Genomic DNA, 24,999 nt, shown 5'->3' with positions numbered 1-24,999 from the left:
CGGTGTCCCGCGACGTGGAGTCCTTGAAGCTCCACCAGGAGATACACGGGCTGCGCATGCAAGCGCTCGGCCCGGACCATGACGACACCTTGGAGAGCCTGGACAGCATCGGCGCGCGGCACCGCGCCCTCTCCGATGGCCCGGCTGCTCTATCCATTTATGAACAGCTCTACCACGCCCGACTTCGGTTGAGCGGTCCCGGACGCCGGGAAACCCTGCTTGCGCGCAACGGCGTGGGAATGGCTCTTTCCGCCCTTGGCCGGAACGACGAAGCCATTAGGCTTTATGAGGATTTGCTCCTTGCAGCCGTCGGCATTTATGAACCTGATTCCTCTGCCCTCTTGAGCTTCCGCAACAACTACGCAAACGCCTTGGGCGCCGTTCGGCGGTATGCCGAAAGTGCAGCACTCCATCGGGACGTGTACGGTGCCCGGCTGCGGACATCCGGCCCCGGGCAGTTGTCGACTTTGAGATCGGCCACAAACCTCTGCCTCCAACTGAGGGAAATCGGGGAATACCGCGAGGCTATGGCCATCCTCCAAGAAGCCATTGACGCCGCGTCCGGCATCCTGGGCGGCAGGCATGCGCAGGTGACGGAGGCGAGGCTGGAGTTTGTCGCGCACCTTTGGCTGTCGGGCTCAAAGCAGGAAGCCTTGGAGTTCCATGCCAAAATCAGCGAAGACTGCGTTGAAGCGTATGGTCATGCGCACCCCACTACGCTGTTTTGCCAGGAGTCACTGGCCGAACGGCTCGTCGAGACAGGCCAGATACCAGCCGCAACAGTGCTGAGGCGCAGGATTCACGGGACGGCAATGGACGCTTTTGGTGACGGGCACCTGATGAGGTACTGGGCCCACCACATCCTGGCCGCCGGCCTGAGTTGGGCGAAGGAACATCAAGAGTGCCTGGAATTTGCCCTCCTCGCTGCGGATGGGCGCCGGCGCTTCCTGGGTGATGATCACCAGGCAACGGTGGATTCAGAGACAGTGGTGGCCCACGCCCTTGGCTGGTTGAAGCAGCACCGTCAAGCGGCCGATCAGTACAGTTACGTTGCGCGCCTCTTAGCCAGGAAGCGGGGGAAATCGGACCGGGCAGTCATTAAGAACAGTTGGAGCGCAGCCCGGCAACTTTTCAAGGCCGGGGAGCACGAAAGTGCGTTGCCCGCTTTGCGCAACGTGCTGCAAACCCAGATAGCTGCGTACGGCGAAGGTGATGCCGAAAGCCTCCAAATGCTCTCGCTCTACGCCCGCAACGTATACGAGTCGGGCGATTGGGAATCGGCACTGGCGCTGACCACATGCTGGGTAGATCGGGTTGAGTCAGCCTTCGGTGCATCTGCCCGGCAGACTATCGACGCGATGAATGACCTGGCTGAGTGGTGCGAGGGTTTGGAGGTTCCGGAGCAGGCATTGGCGGTCCGGCACCGTCTGCTTCAGGCATGGCGTTCAGCGAGCGGTCCGGACAGCAACGAGTCGATTGACGCCGAGACCTCCGTCATTGCGGCGCACATAATGTTCGGGGAGACCCGGGCGGCCACGCAGGAAGCCACCAGTTTCAACGAAGACCGCCGACAGCGGCTTGGCTACCTCCACGAGAAGGCACTTGAATCGCAGGCAACCCTCGCCAACCTGCTTGAGCTGCAGGGCGAGTGGGAAGCCCTGGTCTCGTTGCGGCGCCAGGCCTTGGACCGGGTCCAAATGGAATCGAGTGACAGCGCGATTATCGCCGACCATCAGTTTGCCCTAGCCGACACCCTGGCTTCCGCCGGCAAGGACGAGGAAGCCATAATACGCTTCAGCCTGCTGCTCGCAGGCCAGGAGGCGGCGGTGGGCTTGGCGCACCCGCAAACCGTCCCCATCCGGCAGTCCCTGGCCCGCTTATGCCTTCGGTCCGACAAACCAGGTGATGCTGTGGCCCACTATGAGGCCCTGATCGCTGCGCAGGTGGACATTGACGGAGCCGACACCCCTGAATCCCTGGAATCGCGCATGGAATTGGCTCACCTCCAGCAGGAACTGGGAAGCCTCGAGGCGAAAAGTTCGTTCCGCTCAAACTACGAGCTGGCCCAACAGCTTGTCCCCGACGATGTGAGGCTTCTGGCGGCTCGTAACGACTATGCCGGCAGCCTCTACGAAGAGGACCGGCGCGAGGAGGCTTTCGAATTGCTGCGGTGGAACGTTGTGGAGTCGACCCGGCTCTTGGGAGCGGAACACAGCGACACCATACGAATCCGGTGCAGCCTCGCAACAGCACTCCTCGACGATGGTCAGGCACGGGAAGCCGGGGAGATCCTCGAGGCTGCCGTCGACGACCATGCCCGGACCGGCGGTGGACTGAACAGCGTTCTCCCTATGCTGCAGACACTCGCGGAAGCCCTGCGCGACGGCGGGCGGCCTGAACACGTACCCGCAGCATACCGACACGTGCTTGGCATCCTGTCGGAACAACTCCCGTTCCCCGACCACCTTAGTGACCTTGAGCTGGGCAGAACCTTGCCGGATCCCTTCCGCTACGAAGACGCTATCGAACTTGAGAGGTTGAATGTAGCCGAACTGCACAGCACCTACGGACACCACCACCCGGAATCCCGCGCCGCGACCGACCAGCTGTTGAAGACCCTTCAGGCCGTTCTGTGGGCCCTGACTGAGAAATAGGCGGAACGGCTTCTAGGCAACACGGTCAGGGCGCCGCCGGTACAGCCACACCAGGCCCAGGATCGGCAGCAGCAACGGAATGAAGGCGTAGCCCCTGCCGAACAGCGACCAGACGGTTTCGTGCGGAAACTGGACGGGATCGAAGAGGCTCAGGGCGCCCACCACCAGCACGCCCACCAGTTCAACCAGCACCGCGGCCACCGAAACCTTGAACCAGGTGCTTCCGGCCTTCGCGAGCGAGATGGTGGCCACCACGTATACAAGGGCCGCGAAGGCGGACAGCAGGTAGGCCAGCGGAGCTTCGGAAAACTTGGTGAGGATCTGGTATCCGGCACGGGCGGACGCCGAGATGGCGAACACGGCATACACGGCGATCAGCAGGCGGCCGGGGCCGGTGTTGCGGCTGTTGGCGGCGGCTCGGCTGTTGCCCGTGGTGTTTTGTCCGGCGTCTGTTGTTCGCTGGTCTTTCATGTTGCGTGCTTCTTCCACTTCAGTACCAGATCTGGTTCATGCGGGCGGCCATCACCAGCGCGGTGACGCCGACGGCGGCCAGGACAAAGTTGCTCCATCTGGTCCGCTCCAGGATGGACCAGTAGACGGCGGCCGGCGGCAGGAGCATTGCCGTGACCAGGTAGCCCCAGAATTCCCATGCCTCACCGGCGATGGGTTCGCCGGCGATGACCCGGATAATGGAGCCCACCAGGTACACGAGGAGGGCAACCTCCACCGCGGCCACGGACAGGATCGTGACGTCGTTCGGCGCCTTTTTGAGGATTCCTGCCGCAAGGCACACGCCCGTGGACAGGAGCCCCACCACCAGGATGATGTAGAAATACGCGTCCACGGTCAGCGTTCACCGAGGTCCTGGACCGTGGCACTGCCGTTGCCGGGGGCAAACACCAGCACGGGCTTGGCGAAGTTGCCGGCATCGGCCAGGAGCGCTACCAGGCTTCCGTCTGGCGCGAAGGCGGCTGCGGGGTGGTCGGCGGTGGCCGCGGCGGGGCTGCCGGGGGCGGCGCCGGCAGCGATCCGCCGTCCGAACGAGATTTCGGTGGTTTCCTCAGGGCTGAGCTCGCGGTTGGGCATCAGCGCCCGTGCGGCGTCGGCCATGTCCAGGACGTTGAGCTCCTCGGCAAGCTGTTCCAGCGTTCGCGCCTGCTCCAAGGAGTACGGGCCCACGTGCGTCCGGCGGAGCGCGGTGAGGTGTCCGCCCACTCCCAGCGCGTTGCCCAGGTCGCGGGCAAGGGCGCGGATGTAGGTCCCGGAGGAGCATTCCACGGTGATATCCAGGTCCATGACGTCCGCTTCCCGGTCCCGGCGGATGGCGTGCACCTCGAAGCGGTGGATGGTGACGGGGCGGGCGGCAAGCTTCACGTCCTCACCGGAGCGGACCCGCGCATAGGCCCGTTCCCCGTTGACCTTGATGGCGCTGACGCTGCTGGGCACCTGCTGGATGTCCCCGGTAAGCGCTGCGACGCCGTCGTGGATTGCCTGCTCGCTTACCGCCGATGTGCCTGCCGTCGCGGTGACCTCGCCCTCGGCGTCGTCCGTGACTGTGGACTGGCCCAGGCGGATGGTGGCGGTGTAGGTCTTGGAAGTGCCCACGATATACGTGAGCAGGCGGGTGGCTTTGTTGATGCCCACTACCAGGACGCCCGTGGCCATGGGATCCAAGGTTCCGGCATGCCCTACTTTCCGGGTACCTGCGAGGCGCCGCATCCGGCCAACCACATCATGGCTGGTCCATCCCTGCGGCTTGTCCACTATCACCAGTCCAGAAAGCACGCCTCCCAGTATATCGGCGCTGGTTGGCGCCCCCGCGCACCCGCGACGCCAGGGCCGTGCGGCAAACCTGGCGCCAGCTAGGATGGCAGGCATGCCTGAGCTTGCCGCCCATGTCCGCGACGTGCCCGTCAACCAGATCCGCGAGATTACCGAGGCCGCGTGGCGGACTCCCGGTGCCCTGGTGCTCAGCATCGGTGAACCCGGCTTTCCGCTCCCCCGCCACGTCCTGGACGCCGGCATGGCCTGCCTGGACCGGGACGAGACCAACTACACGCCCAACGCGGGCATCCCGGGGTTGCGCGAGGCCTTCGCGGCCCGCTTCCGGGAGCAGCAGGGCATTGATGTTGCCGCTGACAGGGTCTACGTGGTGGACGGGGCGCAGCAGGGCCTGCACTTCGCCATGAGCCTGCTGCTCTCCCCCGGTGACGAAATCCTGGTCCCCAATCCTGGCTACCCCACGTTTGCCATGACCAGCCGCCTCCTGAACGCTGTTCCCGTGGGCTACCCGCTGTACCCGGAGCACGGATTCCAGCCCAGGCCCGGCGACATCGAGGCACTGGTCACGGACCGCACCCGGGTGCTGGTCCTCAACTCCCCTTCCAACCCGCTCGGCGCCGTGCTGGCCGAGGACCTGACCCGCGACCTGATGGTCCTGGCACGCCGGCATGACCTGTGGGTCATTTCAGACGAGTGCTACGAGGCGTTCACCTACGACGTGCCGCACATCAGCCCCGCCAGGTTCGACGGCGACACGCCGGCTGATGCGCGCGTGTTCACTTCGCTGACCCTGTCCAAGACGTACGGGCTCACCGGGCTGCGGATCGGGGCGCTGATCTGCCCGCCGGGGATTAAGCAGGAGATGGATAACGTGATGGAGGCGATCGTCTCCTGCGTTGCATCACCGTCGCAGTACGCCGCGCTCGCTGCCCTGACCGGGCCGCAGGATTATGTCCAGCACGCGCACCGCCATTACCGGGCGAACCGGGACGCCGCATGTGCGGTTCTCGATGCCAAGGGAATCCCCTACCTGAAGGCACAGGGCGCTTTCTATTTATGGGCGGATGTTTCCCACGCCAGCGGAGGGGACGTCCGCAGTTGGGTCCGCCGCTTCCTCGCGGACGCGGGCGTTGCCCTGGCGCCCGGGACTGCATTCGGTTCCATCGGCGAGGGCTGGGTCCGGGTTGCTTTGTGCGGAAAGCAGGAGGACCTTGTGGAGGGCCTGAACCGGCTGCCCGGCCGCCACGGCTGAAGGGCCGGGCAGTGCAGCCCGCTAGCTCCGGGTCCCGGACAGCGCCCCGTCCAGCCACGTCCGCAATACCTCCGCGGGGGCTGCCCCGGCCTGGCGCGCTGCCACCTTGCCGTCCACCAGGACCATCAACGTGGGAATGGCCTGCACGTCGAACCTGCGGGACAAGCCCGGTGACTTGTCAACATCCACCTTGACGAGCTTGATCCGGCCCGGCCGTTCCCTGGCCAGCTTGTCCAGCGCAGGACTGACCATCCGGCAGGGGCCGCACCAGTCCGCCCAAAAGTCCACCAGCACCGGAACGGGTGACTGCTCCGCGACCGCGGCAAAGTCCGCGTCCCCCGCCGCCACGATCCACGGCAGGTCCGCTTTGCAATTGCCGCACCGCGGCCGGCCGGCCGCCTGCGCCGGGACCCGGTTGGTCTTCCCGCAGGCCGGACAGGTGGTGAGTGCAACGTCCATTCCTAGTACTCCTTTTTGTCTGCGAACGCCCCCCACGCCTGGAACGGCGCGTCCGACGACGTGATGTCGCCCCTGGTGACCGGCAGCAGTTCCGGCCGGGTCCCGTTGAAGTAGTCGTAGAAGACGGCGTCGTCGAAACCGGCCGCCGCGGCGCCATGGCGGTCCGCGGCGAAATAGACGCGGTCGATCCTGGCCCAGAGCGCGGAGGCCAGGCAGAGCGGGCAGGGTTCGCAGCTGGCATAGAGCACCGCGCCGTGAAGGTCATAGTTGGCGATGGCCGCGGCTGCAGCCCGAATGGCCACCACTTCGGCATGCGCGGTGGGATCGTTGTCGCGGGTGACGCGGTTGACGCCTTCGTGCACGCGCCCGTCCGCCGTGACCACCAGCGCACCGAAGGGCCCTCCTCCTTCGCCGACGTTCCGGGTGGCCAGTTCCACGGCCTGTTCTAAGTACTTCGCGGTGTGGTCAGTGTCATTCGGCTGGGTCATAGCTAGATCCTAGCCAAGGGGCTGGCGTTAGGGGACGAAATAGGGGGCGGAATAGGGGGAAATCGCGGCGACAAACCGGCTGGAGGAGGCATACTCTGGCGGCCAGGGGTCCCCGAATTATTACCTCTACCGAGGCTTCTTAACCCGGCCCGCTACTGGGCGCCAACCCCGGAGTACTCAATGAAGAGAAAGCTAGCCATCATCGCCTGCGTGGCGGCTGCAGCCGTCATCGCACCGGCGGCTCCGTCCTGGGCCCGCGACGAGGCCCAGGACTATGACACCCTGGCAGACAGCCTCGTTTCGCCCCTGCATCTGGCCGTAGGAACAAACAAGTCCGTCTATGTCACCCAGGACTTCGCAGGGAAGCTCAGCCGCATAGGCCGGGACAAGACGGTTGAAACCGTTTACGAGGCTCCGAAAGGCTGGGGCGTGGCGGGGGTGGAAACACGCGGCGCCACGGCCTTCTTCCTTGAAGCCAAGGGCGCCGGCCGAGGTGTACCTGCCGAATTGGGAGGTTACCTGAAGTCGATCAGCCCGCGGGGCGAGGCAAAGACAATAGCTAACCTCGCAGAGTACGAGCGGAGCACCAACCCCGACGCAGCCCAGCACTACGGCTTCGCCCCGGGCACGAGCGAGCAATGCCTTAAGGAAGCCGCAGGAATCCCGGACGCCCCACCGCCGCAGTACACAGGCGCGCTGGATTCAAACCCGTACGCAACCTATGTCCAGGCCAACACGGCGTATGTCGCCGATGCCGGAGCCAACGCGATCCTGAAGGTCAACATCAGCTCGGGCGACGTCACCACGCTGGCGGTCCTGCCGCCCCGGCCCGCAGTGCTTACGGCAAAGGCTGCGGATACCTTGGGCGCACCAGCCTGCGCAGGGTTCGAGTACGCGTTTGAACCTGTTCCGACGGATGTGGAGATGGGGCCGGATGGCTGGCTGTACGTTTCGTCCCTGCCCGGCGGCCCCGAGGTTCCATCGCTGGGTGACCGCGGCGCGATCTTCAAGGTCAATCCGTGGACCGGCAAGACGAAGCTCTGGGTCGACTACATCCTCAGCCCGACAGGGCTGGCGGTGGCGAATAACGGCGACGTGTATGCTGCATCGCTCTTCGGCAACCAGATCCTGAGGTTCATCGCATCGAAGGGACACCGGACCGAATTCCTCGCTGTGGAATCGCCGGCCGACGTCGAAATCCGCGGCGGCACGCTGTACGCCACAGCCAACGCACTGAGTGGCCCCCCACCGGGTCCCGGCGGGGCGCCCGCAGGGCCCCCGGCCGGCAAGGTCATCGAAGCTGACCTTCGCTAGCCGGCGGAACAGTTTTCTGGGAAGCAGAAGGCCCGGACCACGTGGCGGTCCGGGCCTTCTGCTGTGCTGACGGTTACTTGTGGCCGTCTTCGTCGAGTTCCCCGCTGTCATTGAGGTCGAGGTCCTCTTCGTCGAAGTCGTCCTCGTCGATCTCCACATCGGCGGACGCGTCACTCTTGTACGGATCGGCGTCGCCGGCGTGCTTGGCCTGGGCAGCCAGTGCGGCAACCTCGGCGTCACGCTTCTTGGCCTCCCGCAGCAACTCCTCCAGGTTGGAGGCAACCACGGGAACCTGGTCGGCCACGAACTCAAGGCTTGGCGTCAGCCGGACGGTAATGTTCCGCCCGACCTCCTGCCGAAGCACACCCTTGGCCTTCTCCAGTCCCTTGGCAGCATCAGCCTGGACAGCCTGGTCGCCGAAGACGGTGTAGTAGATGGTGGCATGCTGCAGATCGTTGGTCACCCGGGCATCGGTAACAGTAATGCCCTCCAGCCGGGGATCCTTAACCTTCCGGCCCAGGGCCTCAGCAACAACAACCTTAATCCGCTGCGCCAACTTGGCAGCACGTGCCGGATCAGCCATGAACAACTCCTAAAAGAAGAAAAAATATGGGACGTACGACGGCGGCAGGGACAGTTCGGCTTGTACGTTGCCGCCGCGGCCGCGCACCGTGGTGAGCCAGGGACGATGCCGGAGAGTTTGGGGGGCGCCCGGGAGTGGCATCGGGCCTGCCGAAGCTGGGCGGCAAGGGATCGCAGATCCGTTGCCGCCCAGCGTAGGGGCGGGGCGCCCCCCAAACTCGGAGGCAGCCCCGCCTAAACGAACAACCTAGACGCGCGGCTTCTCACGCATCTCGAAGGTCTCGATGATGTCGCCTTCGTTGATGTCGTTGTACGATCCAAGGCCGATACCACACTCGAAGTCCGTGCGGACCTCGGTGGCGTCGTCCTTGAAGCGCTTGAGCGTCTCAACGGTGAGGTTGTCACCGATGATCTTGCCGTCGCGGCTGATGCGGGCCTTCGAATTGCGTCGGATAACACCCGAGCGGACGATCGAGCCGGCGATGTTTCCGAACTTGGAGGAGCGGAAGACCTCGCGGACCTCGGCGGTGCCCAGCTGGACTTCTTCGTATTCCGGCTTGAGCATGCCCTTGAGCGCCATCTCGATGTCATCGATTGCCGAGTAGATGACGGAGTAGAAGCGCATGTCCACGCCTTCGCGGTCTGCCAGTTCGGCAACGCGCTCGGCAGGCTTGACGTTGAAGCCGATGATGACGGCGCTGTCCACTGTTGCCAGGTTGACGTCGTTCTGCGTGATGGCACCAACGCCGCGGTGGATGACGCGCAGCTGCACGCCTTCGCCGACGTCGATCTTGAGCAGGGCGTCTTCGAGGGCTTCCACGGCACCGGACACGTCACCCTTGAGGATGAGGTTGAGGGTGTCGATCTTGCCTTCGGCGACGGCCTGGTCGAAGTCTTCCAGGCTGATGCGCTTGCGGCGCTTGGCCAGGGCGGCGTTGCGGTCCGCAGCTTCACGCTTCTCGGCGATCTGGCGGGCGGTGCGCTCGTCAGCGGTCACGAAGAATGTGTCGCCTGCACGCGGAACGTTGGACAGGCCCAGCACCTGCACGGGGCGGGACGGGCCGGCCTCGGTCAGGGCGCTGCCGTCGTCGTCGAACATCGCACGGACGCGGCCGTGGGCCGTGCCTGCCACGATGGTGTCGCCGACGCGCAGGGTGCCGGACTGCACCAGGACGGTGGCCACGGAACCGCGGCCCTTGTCCAGGTTGGCTTCAATCGCGATGCCGCGGGCGTCCTTGTTCGGGTTGGCGCGCATGTCCAGGGCAGCGTCCGCGGTGAGCAGGACTGCCTCGAGCAGCTCATCAATGTTGAGGTTCTGGCGTGCAGAAACCTCAACGAACATGGTGTCGCCACCGTATTCCTCGGGAACCAGGCCGTACTCGGTCAGCTGGCCGCGGACCTTGTCCGGGTTGGCGCCTTCCTTGTCGATCTTGTTCACGGCCACGACGATCGGCACGTTGGCCGCCTGAGCGTGGTTGAGGGCTTCAACGGTCTGGGGCATCACGCCGTCGTCCGCTGCGACCACCAGGATGGCGATGTCGGTGACCTTCGCACCACGGGCACGCATGGCGGTGAACGCCTCGTGGCCCGGGGTATCGATGAAGGTGATCTTGCGGTCGCTGCCTTCATGGTTGTGCGTGACCTGGTAGGCACCGATGTGCTGGGTGATGCCGCCGTGCTCGCCCGCCATGACGTCGGACTTGCGGATGGCGTCGAGCAGCCGGGTCTTACCGTGGTCAACGTGGCCCATGACGGTGACAACCGGAGGACGTGCCTCGAGGTCTTCATCGCCTTCGGCTTCGAGCTCTGCATCAAAGTCGATGTCGAAGGTGGAGAGCAGCTCGCGCTCCTCGTCCTCCGGCGAGACGACCTGGAGCTTGTAGCCAAGCTCCTCGCCGAGCAGGGCAAAGGTCTCTTCATCCAGCGACTGGGTGGCCGTGGCCATTTCGCCGAGGTGGAAGAGGACAGTTACCAGCGCGGCGGGGTTTGCCTCGATCTTGTCGGCGAAGTCCGTGATGGACGAGCCGCGGCGCAGGCGGATAACGGTGTTGCCGTCGCCGCGGGGTACGCTCACGCCACCCAGCGACGGTGCACTCATCTGCTCAAGTTCCTGGCGCTTTGCACGCTTCGACTTGCGCTGCTTGCCACGTCCGGCGCCGCCCTTGCCGAAGGCACCCTGGGTGCCGCCGCGTCCGCGGCCGCCCTTGCCGAAGCCACCGCCCGCGGGAGCACCGCCGCCGCCACCGGGACCACCGGTTCCGGGAGCGCCGCCCGGGCGTCCGGGACCACGGCCACCGGCACCGGGGCGTCCTGCACCGGCGGGTGCCGGACGCTCAGTGCGGTTGGGCATCATGCCCGGAGAAGGACGGTTGCCACCGGCACCACCGGGGCGCGGTGCACCGGCACCGGGGCGCGGGCCACCGGCACCTGCTGCGGGACGCGGCCCACCGGCACCTGCTGCGGGGCGGGGACCGCCGGGACGGGGGCCGCCGGCACCTGCTGCGGGGCGCGGACCGCCGGGACGGTCGCCGTCAGTACGGCTTCCGCCCGGACGGGGCATGCCTTGGGAGGTGGCAAACGGGTTGTTGCCGGGACGGGGAGCGCGCTCACCGTCGCCGCCACGGCCGCGGGGCATGCCCTGGGACGTAGCGAAGGGGTTGTTGCCCGGACGGGGGCCGCCGGGACGGGGTGCAGAACTGCCCGCCGAACCACCCTGGCCTGAGCCGGAGCGGGTGGGCGCAGCAGGGGTTTCAGCCTTGGGGGCCGGCCGGGCACCGGGCTTTGCCCCGGTGGACGGAGCTGCCTGGGCAGGGGCGGCCGGAGCTGCGGGTGCGCTGGCAGCGGGTGCTGCCGGGGCAGCCGGCTGTGCCGGTGCTGCCGGAGCAGCGGGGGCCTGTGCCTGCGCCTGCGGGGCGGGCGCTTTGGGGGCGGCCGGTCCGGGAGCGGGGGTTGACGGGCGTGCTTCTGCCGCCGGGGCCGGAGCCTTGGGGGCGGCTGCCGGTGTTGCTGCCGGAGCTGCCGCCTTGGGGGCTGCATCCGGGAAGGCGTTGCGCAGCTTCCGCACAACGGGGGCCTCAATGGTGGAAGAGGCGGAGCGAACAAATTCGCCCAGTTCCTGCAGTTTTGTCACTGCATCTTTGGAAGTAATACCGAGCTCTTTGGCGAGCTCGTGTACGCGGACCTTGGCCACATTTCTCCTGTCTCGGTCCGCACCGAGCCAGGCACGAACCGTCTACTTCTTACTGCGGGCCCCAGCCGCGTTTACTGCAGCAGGGCCCATTGCAGAGCGCAACAAAGTTGTCATCGTTACGCACTCATCGCTGGGAACTCATCGGGTTTCCATCAGATTTCTGACCCGCTTTCAGGTTGGACGGTTGGTGTTGCAGTTGCCGGAACACCTGCAACGGCCGCACCTGACTTGATCCGGCGTTCGACGGCGGCGGTACCGGTTGCGCCCCCCAGGGCACGTCCGAATGCACGCCGCTTAATGGCCAGAGCCAGGCACGATTCGCTGGGATGCAGCCATGCACCCCGGCCAGCCATCCGGCGTCGTTCATCCACCAGGACAGCGGTTGATCCACTGCCTTCGGCGACGAGCCGGAGTAACTCAGACCGCAGCCCCTTCTTTCGGCATCCGATGCAGGTACGCTCCGGTTGATTCCCGCTTGCTACTGGCACGGTCATCTTCCTGACGTTCATACTTGCTGGCCGCGAACGGGCCTCCTCCGCGGTGAACGGAATGGGCACGCCCAAGGCGCACGGCTGCCGGCCGTTAGGCGCGGTCTTTACTATTCTAGCCCCTCCCGGCCGTTCTGCCCGAAACTGCGGGGGCGTTTCCGGCGCGGGAGGGCCCTCGGGGAACTGCTTAGTTGTCCCGGGCCTGGGCGGCGTCGGAGACGATGTCGATGCGCCAGCCGGTCAGCTTCGCCGCGAGCCGGGCATTCTGGCCCTCCTTGCCGATTGCCAGGGAGAGCTGGTAGTCCGGAACCACAACACGGGCAGACCGGGTCGCCTCATCGGTGATAGTGACCGAATTCACTCGCGACGGCGACAGCGCGCTGGCAATGAAGGTAGCCGGATTTTCGCTGAAATCGACGATGTCGATCTTTTCGTCGTTGAGCTCATTCATGACGGCGCGGACCCGCGAGCCCATCTCGCCGATGCAGGCACCCTTGGCGTTGATGCCGGGGACGTTTGCCTTGACCGCGATCTTGGTGCGGTGGCCAGCTTCCCGGGCCAGCGCCACGATTTCGACGGAGCGGTCGGCGATCTCCGGCACCTCCAGTTCAAAGAGCTTGCGGACCAGGCCGGGGTGGGACCTGGACAGGGTGACGGACGGGCCCTTTGAACCACGGTGGACGTCAATGACCAAGGCGCGCAGCCGGTTGCCGTGGATGTATTTCTCCCCGGGAACCTGCTCGGGCGGCGGCAGCAGCGCTTCGACGGAGCCCAGGTTGACCTGGATCATGTGCGGGTTGTTGCCCTGCTGGATGGTGCCGGACACCAGTTCGCCTTCACGGCCCTTGAACTCGCCCAGTACGTTGTCGTCCTCAACGTCGCGCAGGCGCTGCAGGATGATCTGGCGCGCGGTGCTGGCGGCGATCCGGCCGAACCCCTCAGGGGTGTGCTCGAACTCACCAATGGGGGCGCCGTCGTCGTCTATCTCCACAGCCCAGATGGTCACGTGGCCGCTCTTGCGGTCCAGTTCGGCACGCGCCTTCTCGAAGGCGCCGGGCGACTTGTGGTAGGCCACCAGGAGCGCCTGCTCGATGGTGGGGATCAGGAGGTCCAGCGGAATTTCACGCTCACGCTCCAGAAGTCTCAGTGCGCTCATGTCAATATCCATCAGGCCTCCTCAGAAGGTCCATTGTGTTCCGGTTCCAGACCGTCCCCAGAGAGGTGGCTGAATTCGATCTCGACTTTTCCGTTGCGGATCCTGTCGAAAGGAAGCTTGATGGGATCGCCCTGCTTGGGCTTCATCCCCTTTTTCACGGCGATCTCCGGGATGATCGTCACTCCGTCGTCGTCCACCGACTGGATGCGGCCGGTGACGTTGTCCCCCTGGACAACATTGACCTTGACCATGCGGCCCTTGGCGCGGTGCCAGTGGCGCGGCTCGGTCAGGGGGCGTCCCACGCCGGGCGAGGAAACCTCGAGATCGTACGGGCGGCCGTCGTCATTGGGGTCGTTGTCCAGCACGTCGGAAAGCACCTTCGAGATGTCCGCAATGACATCCAGGCCGACGCCGCCGGTTTCCTCCTGGGGCAGGTCCACCACAACGTGGACCACCCGGTGGGAACCCGCCACGATGGCTACGTCCTCGAGGTACAGGCGGTTCGCCTGCACCGCGGGTTCAAGGAGCGCGCGGAGCCGGGCAGCTTCCGGGTTGTTTGCGGGTGAAGCATCAGCCTTACCCGTTCCGGTCAGGTCCGATGAAGCCGTAGCTTCTGAATTGCTCACGATGCCCGCCGCCTCCCTATAGATGATGTTGTGTGTACTAGCGTAGCTATTTTACCGGTCCGGCGGGACGAGGATTCCCCCTCGACGTGACACCATGGTCTGTTGTGAAAGACGACAATCGGGAAAACCGCCCAAAGCTGCGCTATTTCCGGTACGCCGTTATTTCGTTCACAGCCCTCCTTGTCCTCAGCCTTGGATTTGCCCTGATCCCCGCGGAACCGCCGCCGCCCGCGGATCCGCCGTTCTCCGAGCAGGCCAGGAGGGCCGCCCTGCACGATGCGCTGGAGCTGCGGGCAGCCGCCGAGCGGCTGGGGGCTGCGGCCGCAGTGGGCGCGGCCCCGGATGCTGCCGGAAAAACAGCCGCCGTGGACTCGACTGTGACTTTGCTGACGCTGCAGGCACGCGCCCTCCTTTCGCCGTCGGAATCCTCCCCCGCACAGGAGGCACCAGCCCCCGCTTCGCCCTCCGGTCTCCCCCAACCCTCGACGGCGTCCCCAGCGCCGGCGCCTCCCGCGGCCTCGTCCCCAGCGACGGCGTCCCCGGTTGCGCCGGCAGCGGCCCCGCCGCCCAGCCTTGCAAAGCTCGCCTCCGCGCTCTCCGCCAGCGGAGTGCAGCGCCTCGCCGACGCAGCAAAGGCCGACGGCGGCATGGCACGCCTTTTGGCGGGTGCCGGCACCGCCCAGCTGCTGGCCGCGGAGGACGTGGCCGCCGCCGGCGGCATCGCAGTGGAGACGCTGCCCCACGGAGCCGCAGGGACACCCGGCAACGCCCCAACCACCGACCCATCCACCACAGCAGCCGCACCCGCGGCCAGCCCCACGTCCCCGCCCACTTCCTCCGCCTGCCCGTCCCTTCTAGAGGCGCCCGCTGGGCCTCCCACGGCCCAGGTTCCGGCACCAGCTGGAGTTCCTGCATCTGCTGGGCAGGGAACTACGGGGCAGGGAACAACTGCACAGGGCACACCCGGAACCGGGATGGGTGCAGCCGTTGCCACTGCGCTCTCAGCAGCCGTGGCAGCCGAACAGCAAAGCGTTTATGCCTACCAGGCGGCACTGCCCCGGCTCACAGCCAACGACGCCGGTCCGGCGGGAGCCTTCCTTGCTGAGCATGAGGACCTGGCTGAAGAAGCCGCGGCACAGTCCCTGGCCGCATGCGATGCCGCGCAGGCACAGCAGCCCGGCTACGTACTGGCCCCCGATTTCCTCGCCGTCCCGAGTGCCGGGCTTGCCCGCCTGGAGCTGGCGTCGCTGCCTGCCTTCGGCGACGTCATTGCCCTTGCCGGCGGCGGCACGCGGGCCTGGGCCATAGCCGCGCTACAGTCCGCGGCACGGCGCGCCGCCCACTGGGGCGGCGATCCGGGCCCGGTTCCGGGCATCCTCCTCGAGCAGGACCAACTGCCGGATCTTCCGGCCAGCCCCACACCCGCGCCGGCAGCGCCCTGACCTCCAGCCCCACCCTGAAACTCCGGCAGGGCCTGGCAATACTCCTTCCAATTACGGGACTCCAAGGCAACCTCCGCAGCCCCCGAAGCCGCCGGACCGGCCTGCAGCGTCGCTTCCTGTCCGGGCCGGGTGGCCCCGGAAGGCTTCTGATGGTTTGCTGAAGAGCATGGACGCACACGAACCGGCGGAGCAGGGAGCAACGGAGCAGGGAACAGCGGACGCTGGGAGCCCCGGACTTCGCCGCCATATGGAGACCGAGCCGCACGGCAACGACATTGCCCAAAGGCTGAACTGGCTGCGGGCGGGTGTCCTTGGTGCCAACGACGGCATCGTCTCGGTGGCGGCGATTGTGGTTGGCGTGGCAGGGGCCACTGCCGAGTCCGGTCCCATCCTCGCCGCGGGGGCTGCGGGGCTGGTAGGCGGAGCGGTCTCCATGGCACTGGGCGAGTACGTCTCGGTGAGCAGCCAGAGCGACAGCCAACGGGCGCTGATAGAGAAGGAACGCCGGGAGCTGGCTGAGGAACCGGAAGAGGAGTTGGCAGAACTTACCGCCATCTACCTCGCCAAGGGGCTCAGCCCCGAAACTGCCGGCAAGGTCGCTGAAGAGCTCACGGCCCACGATGCCCTGGCCGCGCACCTGTCCGCCGAACTCAACATCGACGAAACGGACATCGTGAGCCCCTGGCATGCGGCCTTCGCTTCAGCCGCGGCTTTCATCATCGGCGCGGTCCTCCCAATGCTGGCAATCCTCCTTCCCCCGCCGGAAATCCGCGTCCCCCTGACCTTCGCCGCTGTCCTGGTGGCGCTGGCCCTGACAGGAGCCCTGGGCGCTTGGATTGGCGGCGGCTCAAAGTCCAGGGCTGCGGTCCGGGTGGTGGTGGGCGGCGCCCTGGCCCTCGCGGCCACGTTCAGCATTGGCAGCCTGCTCGGCGCTACGGGCGTCGTGTAGGGCCCACCCTCTTCCGGGAGGGCAGGGCCGTGCCCGTAGGCTGGACGTGATGAGCCAAGCAACGGAACTTCCCATCCCTCCGGACCTCGCGGCGCGCTACCGCGGCACCGCTGAAGGCCGGACCTGGCTGGCTTCCTTGCCCGGCATCGCCGAAAGCCTCCTGGCCCGGTGGCGGCTTGCCTCCGGCCTTCGTCCCGGCGTTGTGCCCTGGAACGGCCACGGCGCGGTGGTCATTCCGGTGGTCCGGGAGGACGGTTCCCCCGCTGCCTTGAAGATCGCCTTCCCCCACGACGAAGCGAGGGTGGAGCGGCACGCGCTGGAACTGTGGAACGGGAAGGGCGCGGTTGCGCTGGAAGCCTCGGATGCTGCCACGTGTTCCATGCTCCTCGAAAGGCTCGACGCCGGGCGCCCGCTCAGCAACGCGCCGATGGCTGACGCCATGGTGGTGTGGGGCGGACTGGTCAAACAGCTGGGTATCCTTCCCGATGACCGGCCACAGTGGCGGGAATTCGAGCACATCGCCGCGCGTGCCGAGCAGTGGAGCGATGACCTGCCGGCGGACTGGGACCTGCTGGGACGCCCTTTTCCACGCTGGCTGCTGGAGGCGGCCCTTGAAGTCTGCCAGACCCGCGGCGCGGTGGGCCGCCGGTCGGCGCGGGACGTCCTGGTCCATGCAGACCTGCACTACCTGAACATCTTGGCCAGGCCTGGCTTGGGTGGAACCGACGGAAAGCCGACGCCGGACGGGTTCGCGGCCATTGACCCCCAGCCGATGATCGGCGAGCCGGAGTTCGGCGTGGCACCGCTGTTATGGAACCGCCTGCAGGACCTGCCGCTGAACCAGCCCGAATCCGGCCTGCGTGACCGCTGCGCGGACTTCAGCTCCGCCGCCGGCCTGGATCCCGAAGTTGCCCGGCAATGGGCCGTGGCCAGGGAAGTGGCCAATGCGCTGTGGTACGCAGGGAAGCCCGGCCACCGCGGCGACCTGGCGAGATCACTGTGGGTAGCCAGCACCCTTGCCGGGCGAACCCTGGAAGGACTGCCGCCAGCCCGCGCCCTGCCGGAGCCCGGCGCAGCGGTGGGTGCCGGCTGACTCCGGCTCTGCCATGTGGCGTAACCGCATGCGACGCCGCGCCGTCCCGCGGCCACGCGGCTCCCCGCTACCCCTGTTGGGCGAAGTTTTCCTGCCAGACGTCGTGGCCAAGCTTGATGATGAGGGCGGACACGACCAGGAGGAAGACCACGCGGACAAAACGGCTCCCCTGCTTCACGGCTGTCCTGGCTCCCAGGTATCCGCCGGCCATATTGGCCGCCCCCAGCAGCAGGCCCAGGCCCCACAGGAGGGAGCCGTGGGGCAGGAAGAACAGCAGTGCGCCCGCGTTGGTGGCCATGTTGACGATCTTGGCTTTGGCGCTGGCTTCGATGAAGGCGTAGCCCATCGCCGAGACCAGGGCGATGACCAGGAACGAGCCTGTCCCCGGGCCAATGAGGCCGTCGTAAAAACCAATGACGGCCCCGATCAGGCAGGCAACCACGTAGTGCGTGCGGCCATCATGACGCAACGCGGTGACGCCGCCAACGTCCGGCTTCAGTGCCGTGAAAAGCGCGACGGCGACCAGCGCCGTGACGATGATTGGCTTGAAGACAGTGGCGGGCAGGGTAGCTGCCAGGACGGCGCCGCCGAAGCTTCCCGCCAAGGCGATCACGGCCATGGGCAGCGCCGTCCTGAGGTCCGGACCCACCCGCCGGTAGTAGGTGGCAGCACTGGTGGCGGTGCCAAAGATGGACCCCATCTTGTTCGTCGCCAGGGCTTGGACGGGGGTGATCCCCGGGACCAGCAGCAGGGCCGGGAGCTGGATCAGCCCGCCCCCGCCCACCACTGCATCAACCCACCCGGCGGCGAAACCGGCCAGCACAATCAAGAGGAGCGTTGTCAGCCCGAGGGATTCGAGTCCGGACTCCACTGCCGGTCAGCTGGTGCGGACAGCGTTGACTACGTAGTCAACTGCCTTGTCCACCGCCACGTTTTCCGCGTCACCGCTACGGCGGTCCTTGATCTCGACCACACCGTCCACCAGGCCGCGGCCAACAGCCAGGATGGTGGGAACGCCTACAAGTTCAGCGTCACCGAACTTGACCCCGGGCGAAACCTTCGGCCGGTCGTCGAGCAGGACATCCAGGCCCGCTGCCTCAAGGTCGGCTGCCAGCCGCTCGGCGGTGGCAAAGATCTCCTCGCCCTTGCCCACGGCCACCACGTGGACGTCTGCGGGCGCAACAGCGCGCGGCCACACCAGGCCCCTGGCATCGTGGTTCGACTCAGCCAGCGCCGCCACAGCCCTGGTGACACCCACGCCGTAGGAGCCCATGGTTACGGTGACCTGCTTGCCGTTCTGGTCCAGGACCTTCAGCTCCAGGGCCTCCGCATACTTGCGGCCAAGCTGGAAGATGTGCCCCATCTCGATGCCCCGGGCGGTCTCCAGCGGGCCGGAGCCGTCCGGGGCGGGATCGCCTTCGCGGACCTCGGTGCACTCAATGACGCCGTCCCACGTGAAGTCCCGGCCTGCCACCAGGCCGAAGACATGCTTGCCGGCCTCGTTTGCGCCGGTGATCCACGCTGTGCCGCGGACCACCCGGGGATCCACCAGGTACAGGAGCTTCGTGGTGCTTTCGGCTCCCAGCAGGGGCTCGTCCAGCGACAGCCCCGGGCCAAGGTAGCCCTTGACGATGAGCGGCTGCTTCTTGAGGTCGTCGTCGTTGGCCGCTTCCAGGCCGATCTCGCCGCCGATGGGGAGGAAGGACCCGATGTTCGCTTCGACGCGCTTCAGGTCCACGGCGCGATCGCCAGGTACCCCGATGACCACCAGCTGGCGCTCCCCGGTGGGCAGGGTGACCGCGAGCACCACGTTCTTCAGCGTGTCGGCGGCAGTCCAGGCGCCGCCGTCGGCATCGCTGCGCGGGGCAAGGACATTGGACGCTGCCACCAGGGTGTCGATAGTGGGGGTGTCCGGGGTGTCGAGCACCTCGGCTGCCGGAGCGCCGGTGAAGTCGATCTCAGCCGGGGCCACGGTGGTCACGGCTTCAACGTTGGCTGCATAGCCGCCCGCCGAGCGGACGAAGGTGTCCTCGCCGATGTCGGTGGGGTGCAGGAACTCTTCGCTCTTGGAGCCGCCCATGGCGCCGGCCGTCGCGGTGACCGGGATGACCTCCAGCCCGAGGCGCTCGAAGATGCGCAGGTACGCCCCGCGGTGGGCGGCGTAGCTGGCGTCCAGGCCGGCGTCGTCCACGTCGAACGAGTAGGAGTCCTTCATGATGAATTCGCGGCCGCGCAGGAGGCCCGCGCGGGGGCGCGCCTCATCACGGTACTTGTTCTGGATCTGGTAGAGGCTCAGCGGCAGGTCCTTGTACGAGGAATACAGGTCCTTGACCAGCAGCGTGAACATTTCCTCGTGCGTGGGGGCCAGCAGGTAATCGGCCCCCTTGCGGTCCTGGAGCCGGAACAGGCCCTCGCCATACTCTGTCCAGCGGTTGGTGGCTTCATAGGGCTCCCGCGGCAGGAGCGCCGGGAAGTGGACCTCCTGCGCTCCGATGTTGGCCATCTCCTCACGGATGACGGCTTCCACTTTGCGCAGGACGCTCAGTCCCAGCGGCAGCCACGTGTAGATGCCGGGGGCCGCACGGCGGATGTAGCCTGCGCGGACCAGGAGCCGGTGGCTGGCCACCTCGGCGTCGACGGGATCTTCGCGGAGCGTGCGCAGGAATAGCTGGGACAGTCTTGTAACCACGGGTGGATATCCGTTTCTGGGGAAGTGCTGGAGAGCAGGGCCGGGATTTCGTCTGGTACTAATCTACCGGCTGGCAGGACCACTCCCGGCTGTCAGGCCCACTCCCCGCCGACGCATGTGGGCCACCGGGCGCCCGGGGGCAGGCACTGCGTCCTGCCAACAGGCACTGCGTCCTGCCAACGGGCACTGCCCTCCCGCCAACAGGCCCGGGAAACAGTTGAGCCACGCCCGGACATGCAAAGCCCCTGGCCCCCCATGAGGCTGGTCATCGCATCCGGGCGTGGCTCGACGCCGTTATCGCCTAAGTACTGGTGAGGACTGGTGAGACCGCCCACGCCACTCCAGCGCAGCTAGATCGAACCTATGTGATGACAGCCACGTTTACAAGTGTTTCCCATTTCTTGCTGTGGACCCGTTCCTGCTGTTGACCGGCCCTTCCCGGCGTCCTAGCTTTAATTCATCAGGTGATGAATTACGGTGCCAGCAGGTGCCGGCAGCCTGCTCCTGACAATGGAGGGCGATCATGTCCCATGCGGCAGCACTAACCGGACTCCAGGGCGGCGCGGCCGGAGACGCTATTGCCGCCGCCGGCCTGAATGTGGTGCGCGGTAAAGTTTCCGTTCTTCGCTCACTGGACTTCACCATTCCGGCCGGCAGGATCACGGGACTGCTGGGACCGTCCGGCAGCGGAAAAACGACCCTCATGAGGGCGATCGTCGGGGTGCAGCGGCTGGCCTCCGGAACGGTGCAGGTCCTGGGCCTGCCCGCCGGGAGCGCTGCCCTGCGGCACCAGGTGGGCTATGTGACCCAATCACCGAGCCTGTACCCGGACCTCACGGTGGAAGCGAACGTCCGCTACTTCGGAGCCATGCACCGGAAAAGGAAGGCCGAGGCAGCGGAGGCGATTGCCGCCGTCGGGCTTGAACGCCAGGCCCGGCAAAAGACGGCCGACCTGTCCGGGGGCGAACTCAGCCGCGCCTCCCTCGCCTGCGCGCTGGTGGCGCATCCCCCGCTCCTGGTGCTGGACGAACCCACCGTAGGCCTGGACCCGGTACTGCGGGCGGACCTGTGGAGCCGGTTCCAGTCCATGGCCGAGGCCGGAACCACCCTCCTGGTCTCCAGCCACGTGATGGAGGAAGCCGGCCGGTGTGACGGCCTGCTGCTCCTGCGCGGGGGAAAACTGCTCGCCCAGTTGACGCCCGGGGAACTCAGCCGGCGCGGACACAGCAGCGACCTCGAGAAGGCATTCCTCCACATCATCCAGGAAGCGGCGACGGCGGCGGACGATGCCACCACGGGGACGGAGACTCAAAGGTCCGGGAAGCCAACTGCCGCCATCGGGGAAACCAAGGCACGGACAAGGAGCGTGCGGTGATGGACGTCCGAATGATGCTCGCCACGACGCACCGGGTGCTGGACCAGCTCCGCCATGACCACCGAAGCATCGCCCTGATCCTGGTGGTGCCTGCGCTGCTGCTCACGGCGGTCTACTTCCTGTATGAAAACGAGACGCTGCCCCCGGGGGTCCCCCGCACCTTCGACAGGGTTGGACTGATGATGCTGGCCATCTTCCCGTTCGTGGTGATGTTCCTGGTCACTTCCATCACCATGTTGCGTGAGCGCACCTCCGGAACGCTGGAACGGCTGCTCACCACGCCCGTGCACAAAGCCGACCTCCTTTTTGGCTATGGCCTCGCGTTTTCGATCATGGCCGCCCTGCAGTCGCTGGTGGCCACCGCCGTGGCCTACTGGATTTTCGATCTTGATATCCAGGGGTCCCCCGGCTACGTGGTCCTGATCGCCGTGATCAACGCGGTCCTGGGGGTGGCGCTGGGACTGCTGTGCTCAGCCTTCGCAAGGACGGAATTCCAGGCAGTGCAGTTCATGCCCGTCGTCGTGGTGCCCCAGATCCTGCTGTGCGGACTGTTCGTGGCCCGCGACCGCATGAATGACGTCCTTGAGGCAATCTCCAACGTCCTTCCCCTGACGTTCTCCGTGGACGCTCTGCAGGAGATAGCCGCCAACACGGAAGCCACGGAACAGCTGTGGCAGGACGCCGGGATCATGGTGGCGATTGTTGTGGGAGTCCTGGTGCTGGCCTCACTCACCCTGCGCAGGCAGAGCGCGTGAGCGCAGCGGACGGACAGCCACCGGCTGTACGCCGGGGACGCCGGGGCGGGACAAACGCGTCGCGCGGCCACATCCTGGAGGCGGCCCGGCGGCTGTTCGCCGAGCACGGCTTCGAGGGGACCAGCCTGCGGCAGGTGGCCCGGTCGGCAGGCGTGGACCCGGCCATGATCCACCATTTCTTCAACGGCAAGGACGAACTCTTCGCCCTCAGCGTGGAGCTTCCGGCCAACCCCGAGGAGGTCTTGGCCGGCGTGGAGGATGCTCCCCCCGGGGAGCGGGCCGAACTCATCGTCCGGGCCGTGCTGCGCCTGTGGGAGAGCCCTGCCCAGCCAGGCCTGGTGGCCTTCCTGCGCGGGACTATAGGCTCAAAGCCGAAGACCGCCCTCCTGCGGGAGACCGTCACCCGCGCCATCATCAGCCGGATCATGGTGGGGGTGCCCGGGACAAAGGAGGACGTGGCGCTCCGCGGCGACCTGGTGGCGACCCAGATGGTGGGACTGATGATGGTCCGCTACGTGGTCCGGCTGGAACCGCTGGCGTCCGCCGCCCCGGAGGATGTGGTGCGGCTGGTAGCGCCCAATGTGCAGCGCTACCTCACGGGAGACCTGGGCGGCTGGAAGCGGGAGCAAGGCCGGAAGCGGGAGCAAGGCCGGAAGCGGGAGCCCGGCGGGGATGGGCAGTCCTAGAAAAGAACGGTGGCGAAGGTCCCCACCTGCTGGAAGCCGACCCGCTCGTAAGTGGCCCGTGCGCGGGTGTTGAAGCCGTTGACGTAGAGGCTGGTGGTGGGCGCCACCTTTTGCGCCTGCTCCACCACCGCCGCCATGTATCCGGAGCTCAGCCCCTTGCCGCGGTAGAGGGGGTTCATCCAGACGCCCTGGATCTGCGTGACGTCAGAGGTGACGGCACCGAGTTCGGCCTTGAACACCACCTCGCCGGCGTCGTTCAGGTGCACGAGGGAATGGCCCTGCCGAATCAGGCTTTCCACCCGGCGGCTGTAGAACTCCCGCCCGCCCAGGAAAGGGGAATATCCCACTTCTTCCTCGAACATCGCGGCGCACGCCGGCAGGATGCGGTCAAAATCAGCTAGGTTTCCGAGCCCCAGCCCGGGGTTCGGCTCAACGGACGGGGGCCCGCCGATAGTCATCAAAGGCTGGTCCGGGCGCACCTCGTGGGCCCGGTGCCCCAGCTCAACCAACTCGGCATGAAGGGCCAGCACGGAATGGGCGGGGCCGAAGGCGGAGGCGTAGCGGCGTCCCGACGCACTGGCCGCCGCAGCCACCACGCCGGCCAGGGCCGGGTCCAGCTGGACGGGGACCAGGTTGGCCCCTGCCCAGCACGCACCTGCCAGGACGCCGTCGTCGAACACGCCCAGGACCCCCGCGCCGCCGCTGGTGGCCGCGGCGGAACCCGCAGTACGCAGGTGCGCCAGGATGAACACGTTGGTCACCGGATCACGCTGCGCCAGGACCCTCAGCGCCGCAGTGTCCTCCCGCTCCAGGGCGCGCACGGAAATCCCCGGCGGGTCGGGGACATCCTTACGAGACGCTAACCACGGGGCTACCCTTGACAGCATCTTCGCCATCGGTTTCCCCCATCTCTTCCGCGATACGCATGGCCTCTTCGATCAGTGTCTCAACAATCTGGCTTTCGGGGACAGTCTTGATGACCTCGCCCTTCACAAAGATCTGGCCCTTGCCGTTGCCGGAGGCAACGCCAAGATCTGCTTCGCGGGCCTCGCCCGGGCCGTTGACCACGCAGCCCATGACCGCCACGCGCAGCGGGATCTCCATTCCTTCCAGCCCGGCTGTGACCTGCTCGGCCAGCGTGTAGACATCCACCTGGGCGCGGCCGCAGGAGGGGCAGGAGACGATTTCCAGCTTGCGGGGACGCAGGTTGAGGGACTGCAGGATCTGGTTGCCTACCTTGATTTCCTCCACCGGCGGGGCGGAGAGGGATACCCGGATGGTGTCGCCGATGCCCCTGGACAGGAGCGCGCCAAAGGCGGTGGCGGACTTGATGGTGCCCTGGAAGGCCGGTCCGGCCTCGGTGACCCCAAGGTGGAGGGGCCAGTCGCCTTTTTCTGCCAGCATCTCGTACGCCGCCACCATGATGACGGGGTCGTTGTGCTTCACGGAAATCTTGAAGTCGTGGAAGCCGTGCTCCTCGAACAGGGAGGCCTCCCAGACGGCAGACTCCACGAGTGCCTCCGGGGTGGCCTTTCCGTACTTCTTCAGGATTCCGGGCTCCAGGGAGCCGGCGTTCACGCCGATGCGGATGGAGGTCCCGTGATCGCGGGCGGCCGCTGCGATCTCCTTGACCTGGTCGTCGAACTTGCGGATGTTGCCGGGGTTGACCCGCACCGCCGCGCAGCCGGCCTCGATGGCCGCGAAGACGTACTTTGGCTGGAAGTGGATGTCCGCGATCACGGGAATCTGGGACTTCCGGGCAATGATGGGCAGCGCCTCCGCGTCGTCAGCGGACGGGCAGGCCACGCGGACGATGTCGCAGCCCGAGGCCGTGAGTTCGGCGATCTGCTGGAGGGTGGCGTTGATGTCCGTGGTGGGCGTGGTGGTCATGGACTGCACGCTGATGGGCGAATCCGAACCGACTCCGACGGAGCCAACTTTGATCTGCCGCGTCTTGCGGCGCGGGGCAAGGACGGGTGGCGGTGCTGAGGGCATTCCCAGGCTGACCGAGGTCACGAG

23 protein-coding genes are annotated in these 24,999 nt (G+C 66.6%); 9 read left to right on the top strand and 14 right to left on the bottom strand.

Features of this window, described 5'->3' with window-relative positions:
* Positions 1-23 precede the first annotated feature (23 nt).
* On the top strand, positions 24-2,654 hold the full coding sequence (locus tag KTR40_RS06810) for a tetratricopeptide repeat protein (RefSeq protein ID WP_228405689.1): 2,631 nt from the start codon (positions 24-26) through the stop codon (positions 2,652-2,654).
* 12 nt (positions 2,655-2,666) lie between these two features.
* On the opposite strand, the gene KTR40_RS06805 is transcribed toward KTR40_RS06810, so the two are convergent.
* From KTR40_RS06805 to truB, 3 genes are read right to left on the bottom strand one after another with little or no spacing between them, the layout of a single operon-like run.
* Positions 2,667-3,125, bottom strand: coding sequence for a hypothetical protein (locus tag KTR40_RS06805; RefSeq protein WP_228405688.1), 459 nt, complete (start codon positions 3,123-3,125; stop codon positions 2,667-2,669).
* Positions 3,126-3,144: 19 nt separating this feature from the next.
* Complete coding sequence (locus KTR40_RS06800) at positions 3,145-3,498, bottom strand: hypothetical protein (protein ID WP_228405687.1); 354 nt, start codon at positions 3,496-3,498, stop codon at positions 3,145-3,147.
* A gap of 2 nt (positions 3,499-3,500) precedes the next feature.
* Entirely contained in the window at positions 3,501-4,439 is a 939-nt protein-coding gene (gene truB, locus KTR40_RS06795) for a tRNA pseudouridine(55) synthase TruB (RefSeq protein WP_228405686.1), read from the bottom strand.
* A 91-nt stretch (positions 4,440-4,530) separates the two neighbouring features.
* Here truB and KTR40_RS06790 point away from each other — a divergent pair, with 91 nt between their 5' ends.
* Positions 4,531-5,688, top strand: a complete 1,158-nt coding sequence (locus KTR40_RS06790; RefSeq protein ID WP_228405685.1) for a pyridoxal phosphate-dependent aminotransferase — start codon at positions 4,531-4,533, stop codon at positions 5,686-5,688.
* 21 nt (positions 5,689-5,709) lie between these two features.
* Here KTR40_RS06790 and trxA read toward each other — a convergent pair whose 3' ends face one another.
* Together trxA and KTR40_RS06780 are read right to left on the bottom strand one after the other, a co-directional pair.
* The gene (trxA, locus tag KTR40_RS06785) at positions 5,710-6,147 is read right to left on the bottom strand and encodes a thioredoxin (RefSeq protein WP_139028703.1); all 438 of its coding nucleotides are present in this window, start codon (positions 6,145-6,147) and stop codon (positions 5,710-5,712) included.
* Positions 6,148-6,149: 2 nt separating this feature from the next.
* A complete protein-coding gene (locus tag KTR40_RS06780) occupies positions 6,150-6,635 on the bottom strand; it encodes a nucleoside deaminase (protein ID WP_139028702.1) in 486 nt (161 codons plus the stop codon).
* Between the two features lie 180 nt (positions 6,636-6,815).
* On the opposite strand from KTR40_RS06780, the gene KTR40_RS06775 reads away from it, so the two are divergent.
* Positions 6,816-7,949 carry a ScyD/ScyE family protein gene (locus KTR40_RS06775; protein WP_228405684.1) on the top strand — a complete coding sequence of 378 codons (1,134 nt, stop codon included), beginning with the start codon at positions 6,816-6,818 and terminating at the stop codon, positions 7,947-7,949.
* A gap of 73 nt (positions 7,950-8,022) precedes the next feature.
* Here the strand turns inward: KTR40_RS06775 and rbfA are convergent, their stop codons facing one another.
* From rbfA to rimP, 5 genes are all read right to left on the bottom strand, one after another.
* Positions 8,023-8,532 (bottom strand): 30S ribosome-binding factor RbfA, encoded by a 510-nt coding sequence (rbfA, locus tag KTR40_RS06770; protein WP_139028700.1) that lies wholly within the window; start codon positions 8,530-8,532, stop codon positions 8,023-8,025.
* A gap of 246 nt (positions 8,533-8,778) precedes the next feature.
* Entirely contained in the window at positions 8,779-11,721 is a 2,943-nt protein-coding gene (gene infB / locus KTR40_RS06765; RefSeq protein WP_228405683.1) for a translation initiation factor IF-2, read from the bottom strand.
* Positions 11,722-11,873: 152 nt separating this feature from the next.
* Positions 11,874-12,215 carry a YlxR family protein gene (locus KTR40_RS06760; protein ID WP_370633190.1) on the bottom strand — a complete coding sequence of 114 codons (342 nt, stop codon included), beginning with the start codon at positions 12,213-12,215 and terminating at the stop codon, positions 11,874-11,876.
* Between the two features lie 181 nt (positions 12,216-12,396).
* A complete protein-coding gene (gene nusA / locus KTR40_RS06755; RefSeq protein ID WP_104997387.1) occupies positions 12,397-13,377 on the bottom strand; it encodes a transcription termination factor NusA in 981 nt (326 codons plus the stop codon).
* A complete protein-coding gene (gene rimP, locus KTR40_RS06750) occupies positions 13,377-13,991 on the bottom strand; it encodes a ribosome maturation factor RimP (protein ID WP_139028697.1) in 615 nt (204 codons plus the stop codon). Before rimP ends, nusA begins: the two co-directional genes overlap by 1 nt.
* 104 nt (positions 13,992-14,095) lie before the next feature.
* On the opposite strand from rimP, the gene KTR40_RS06745 reads away from it, so the two are divergent.
* From KTR40_RS06745 to KTR40_RS06735, 3 genes are all read left to right on the top strand, one after another.
* Positions 14,096-15,433, top strand: coding sequence for a DUF4439 domain-containing protein (locus KTR40_RS06745; protein ID WP_228405682.1), 1,338 nt, complete (start codon positions 14,096-14,098; stop codon positions 15,431-15,433).
* A gap of 247 nt (positions 15,434-15,680) precedes the next feature.
* A complete protein-coding gene (locus KTR40_RS06740) occupies positions 15,681-16,382 on the top strand; it encodes a VIT1/CCC1 transporter family protein (RefSeq protein WP_139028796.1) in 702 nt (233 codons plus the stop codon).
* 49 nt (positions 16,383-16,431) lie between these two features.
* Positions 16,432-17,475, top strand: coding sequence for an aminoglycoside phosphotransferase family protein (locus tag KTR40_RS06735; RefSeq protein ID WP_228405681.1), 1,044 nt, complete (start codon positions 16,432-16,434; stop codon positions 17,473-17,475).
* Between the two features lie 67 nt (positions 17,476-17,542).
* On the opposite strand, the gene KTR40_RS06730 is transcribed toward KTR40_RS06735, so the two are convergent.
* The gene (locus KTR40_RS06730) at positions 17,543-18,346 is read right to left on the bottom strand and encodes a TSUP family transporter (protein ID WP_139028695.1); all 804 of its coding nucleotides are present in this window, start codon (positions 18,344-18,346) and stop codon (positions 17,543-17,545) included.
* A 6-nt stretch (positions 18,347-18,352) separates the two neighbouring features.
* Positions 18,353-20,164: a proline--tRNA ligase gene (locus KTR40_RS06725; RefSeq protein ID WP_228405680.1), complete on the bottom strand. Its 1,812-nt coding sequence runs from the start codon at positions 20,162-20,164 to the stop codon at positions 18,353-18,355.
* 523 nt (positions 20,165-20,687) lie between these two features.
* Between KTR40_RS06725 and KTR40_RS06720 the strand changes: the two genes are divergently transcribed.
* From KTR40_RS06720 to KTR40_RS06710, 3 genes are read left to right on the top strand one after another with little or no spacing between them, the layout of a single operon-like run.
* A complete protein-coding gene (locus KTR40_RS06720; protein ID WP_228405679.1) occupies positions 20,688-21,539 on the top strand; it encodes an ABC transporter ATP-binding protein in 852 nt (283 codons plus the stop codon).
* 11 nt (positions 21,540-21,550) lie between these two features.
* The gene (locus tag KTR40_RS06715) at positions 21,551-22,294 is read left to right on the top strand and encodes an ABC transporter permease (RefSeq protein WP_228406046.1); all 744 of its coding nucleotides are present in this window, start codon (positions 21,551-21,553) and stop codon (positions 22,292-22,294) included.
* Complete coding sequence (locus tag KTR40_RS06710) at positions 22,291-22,980, top strand: TetR family transcriptional regulator (RefSeq protein ID WP_228405678.1); 690 nt, start codon at positions 22,291-22,293, stop codon at positions 22,978-22,980. The genes KTR40_RS06715 and KTR40_RS06710 overlap by 4 nt, the downstream gene beginning before the upstream one ends.
* On the opposite strand, the gene KTR40_RS06705 is transcribed toward KTR40_RS06710, so the two are convergent.
* Positions 22,977-23,867, bottom strand: a complete 891-nt coding sequence (locus KTR40_RS06705) for a DUF4081 domain-containing GNAT family N-acetyltransferase (RefSeq protein WP_139028794.1) — start codon at positions 23,865-23,867, stop codon at positions 22,977-22,979. The two genes, KTR40_RS06710 and KTR40_RS06705, sit on opposite strands and share 4 nt — an antisense overlap.
* Positions 23,830-24,996, bottom strand: a complete 1,167-nt coding sequence (gene ispG / locus KTR40_RS06700; protein WP_139028691.1) for a flavodoxin-dependent (E)-4-hydroxy-3-methylbut-2-enyl-diphosphate synthase — start codon at positions 24,994-24,996, stop codon at positions 23,830-23,832. The genes KTR40_RS06705 and ispG overlap by 38 nt, the downstream gene beginning before the upstream one ends.
* Between the last annotated feature and the right edge of the window lie 3 nt (positions 24,997-24,999).

Origin of the sequence: Pseudarthrobacter sp. L1SW (assembly GCF_020809045.1) — a bacterium.
GTDB lineage: Bacteria > Actinomycetota > Actinomycetes > Actinomycetales > Micrococcaceae > Arthrobacter.
This window is presented reverse-complemented; position numbering and strand designations above follow the sequence as displayed.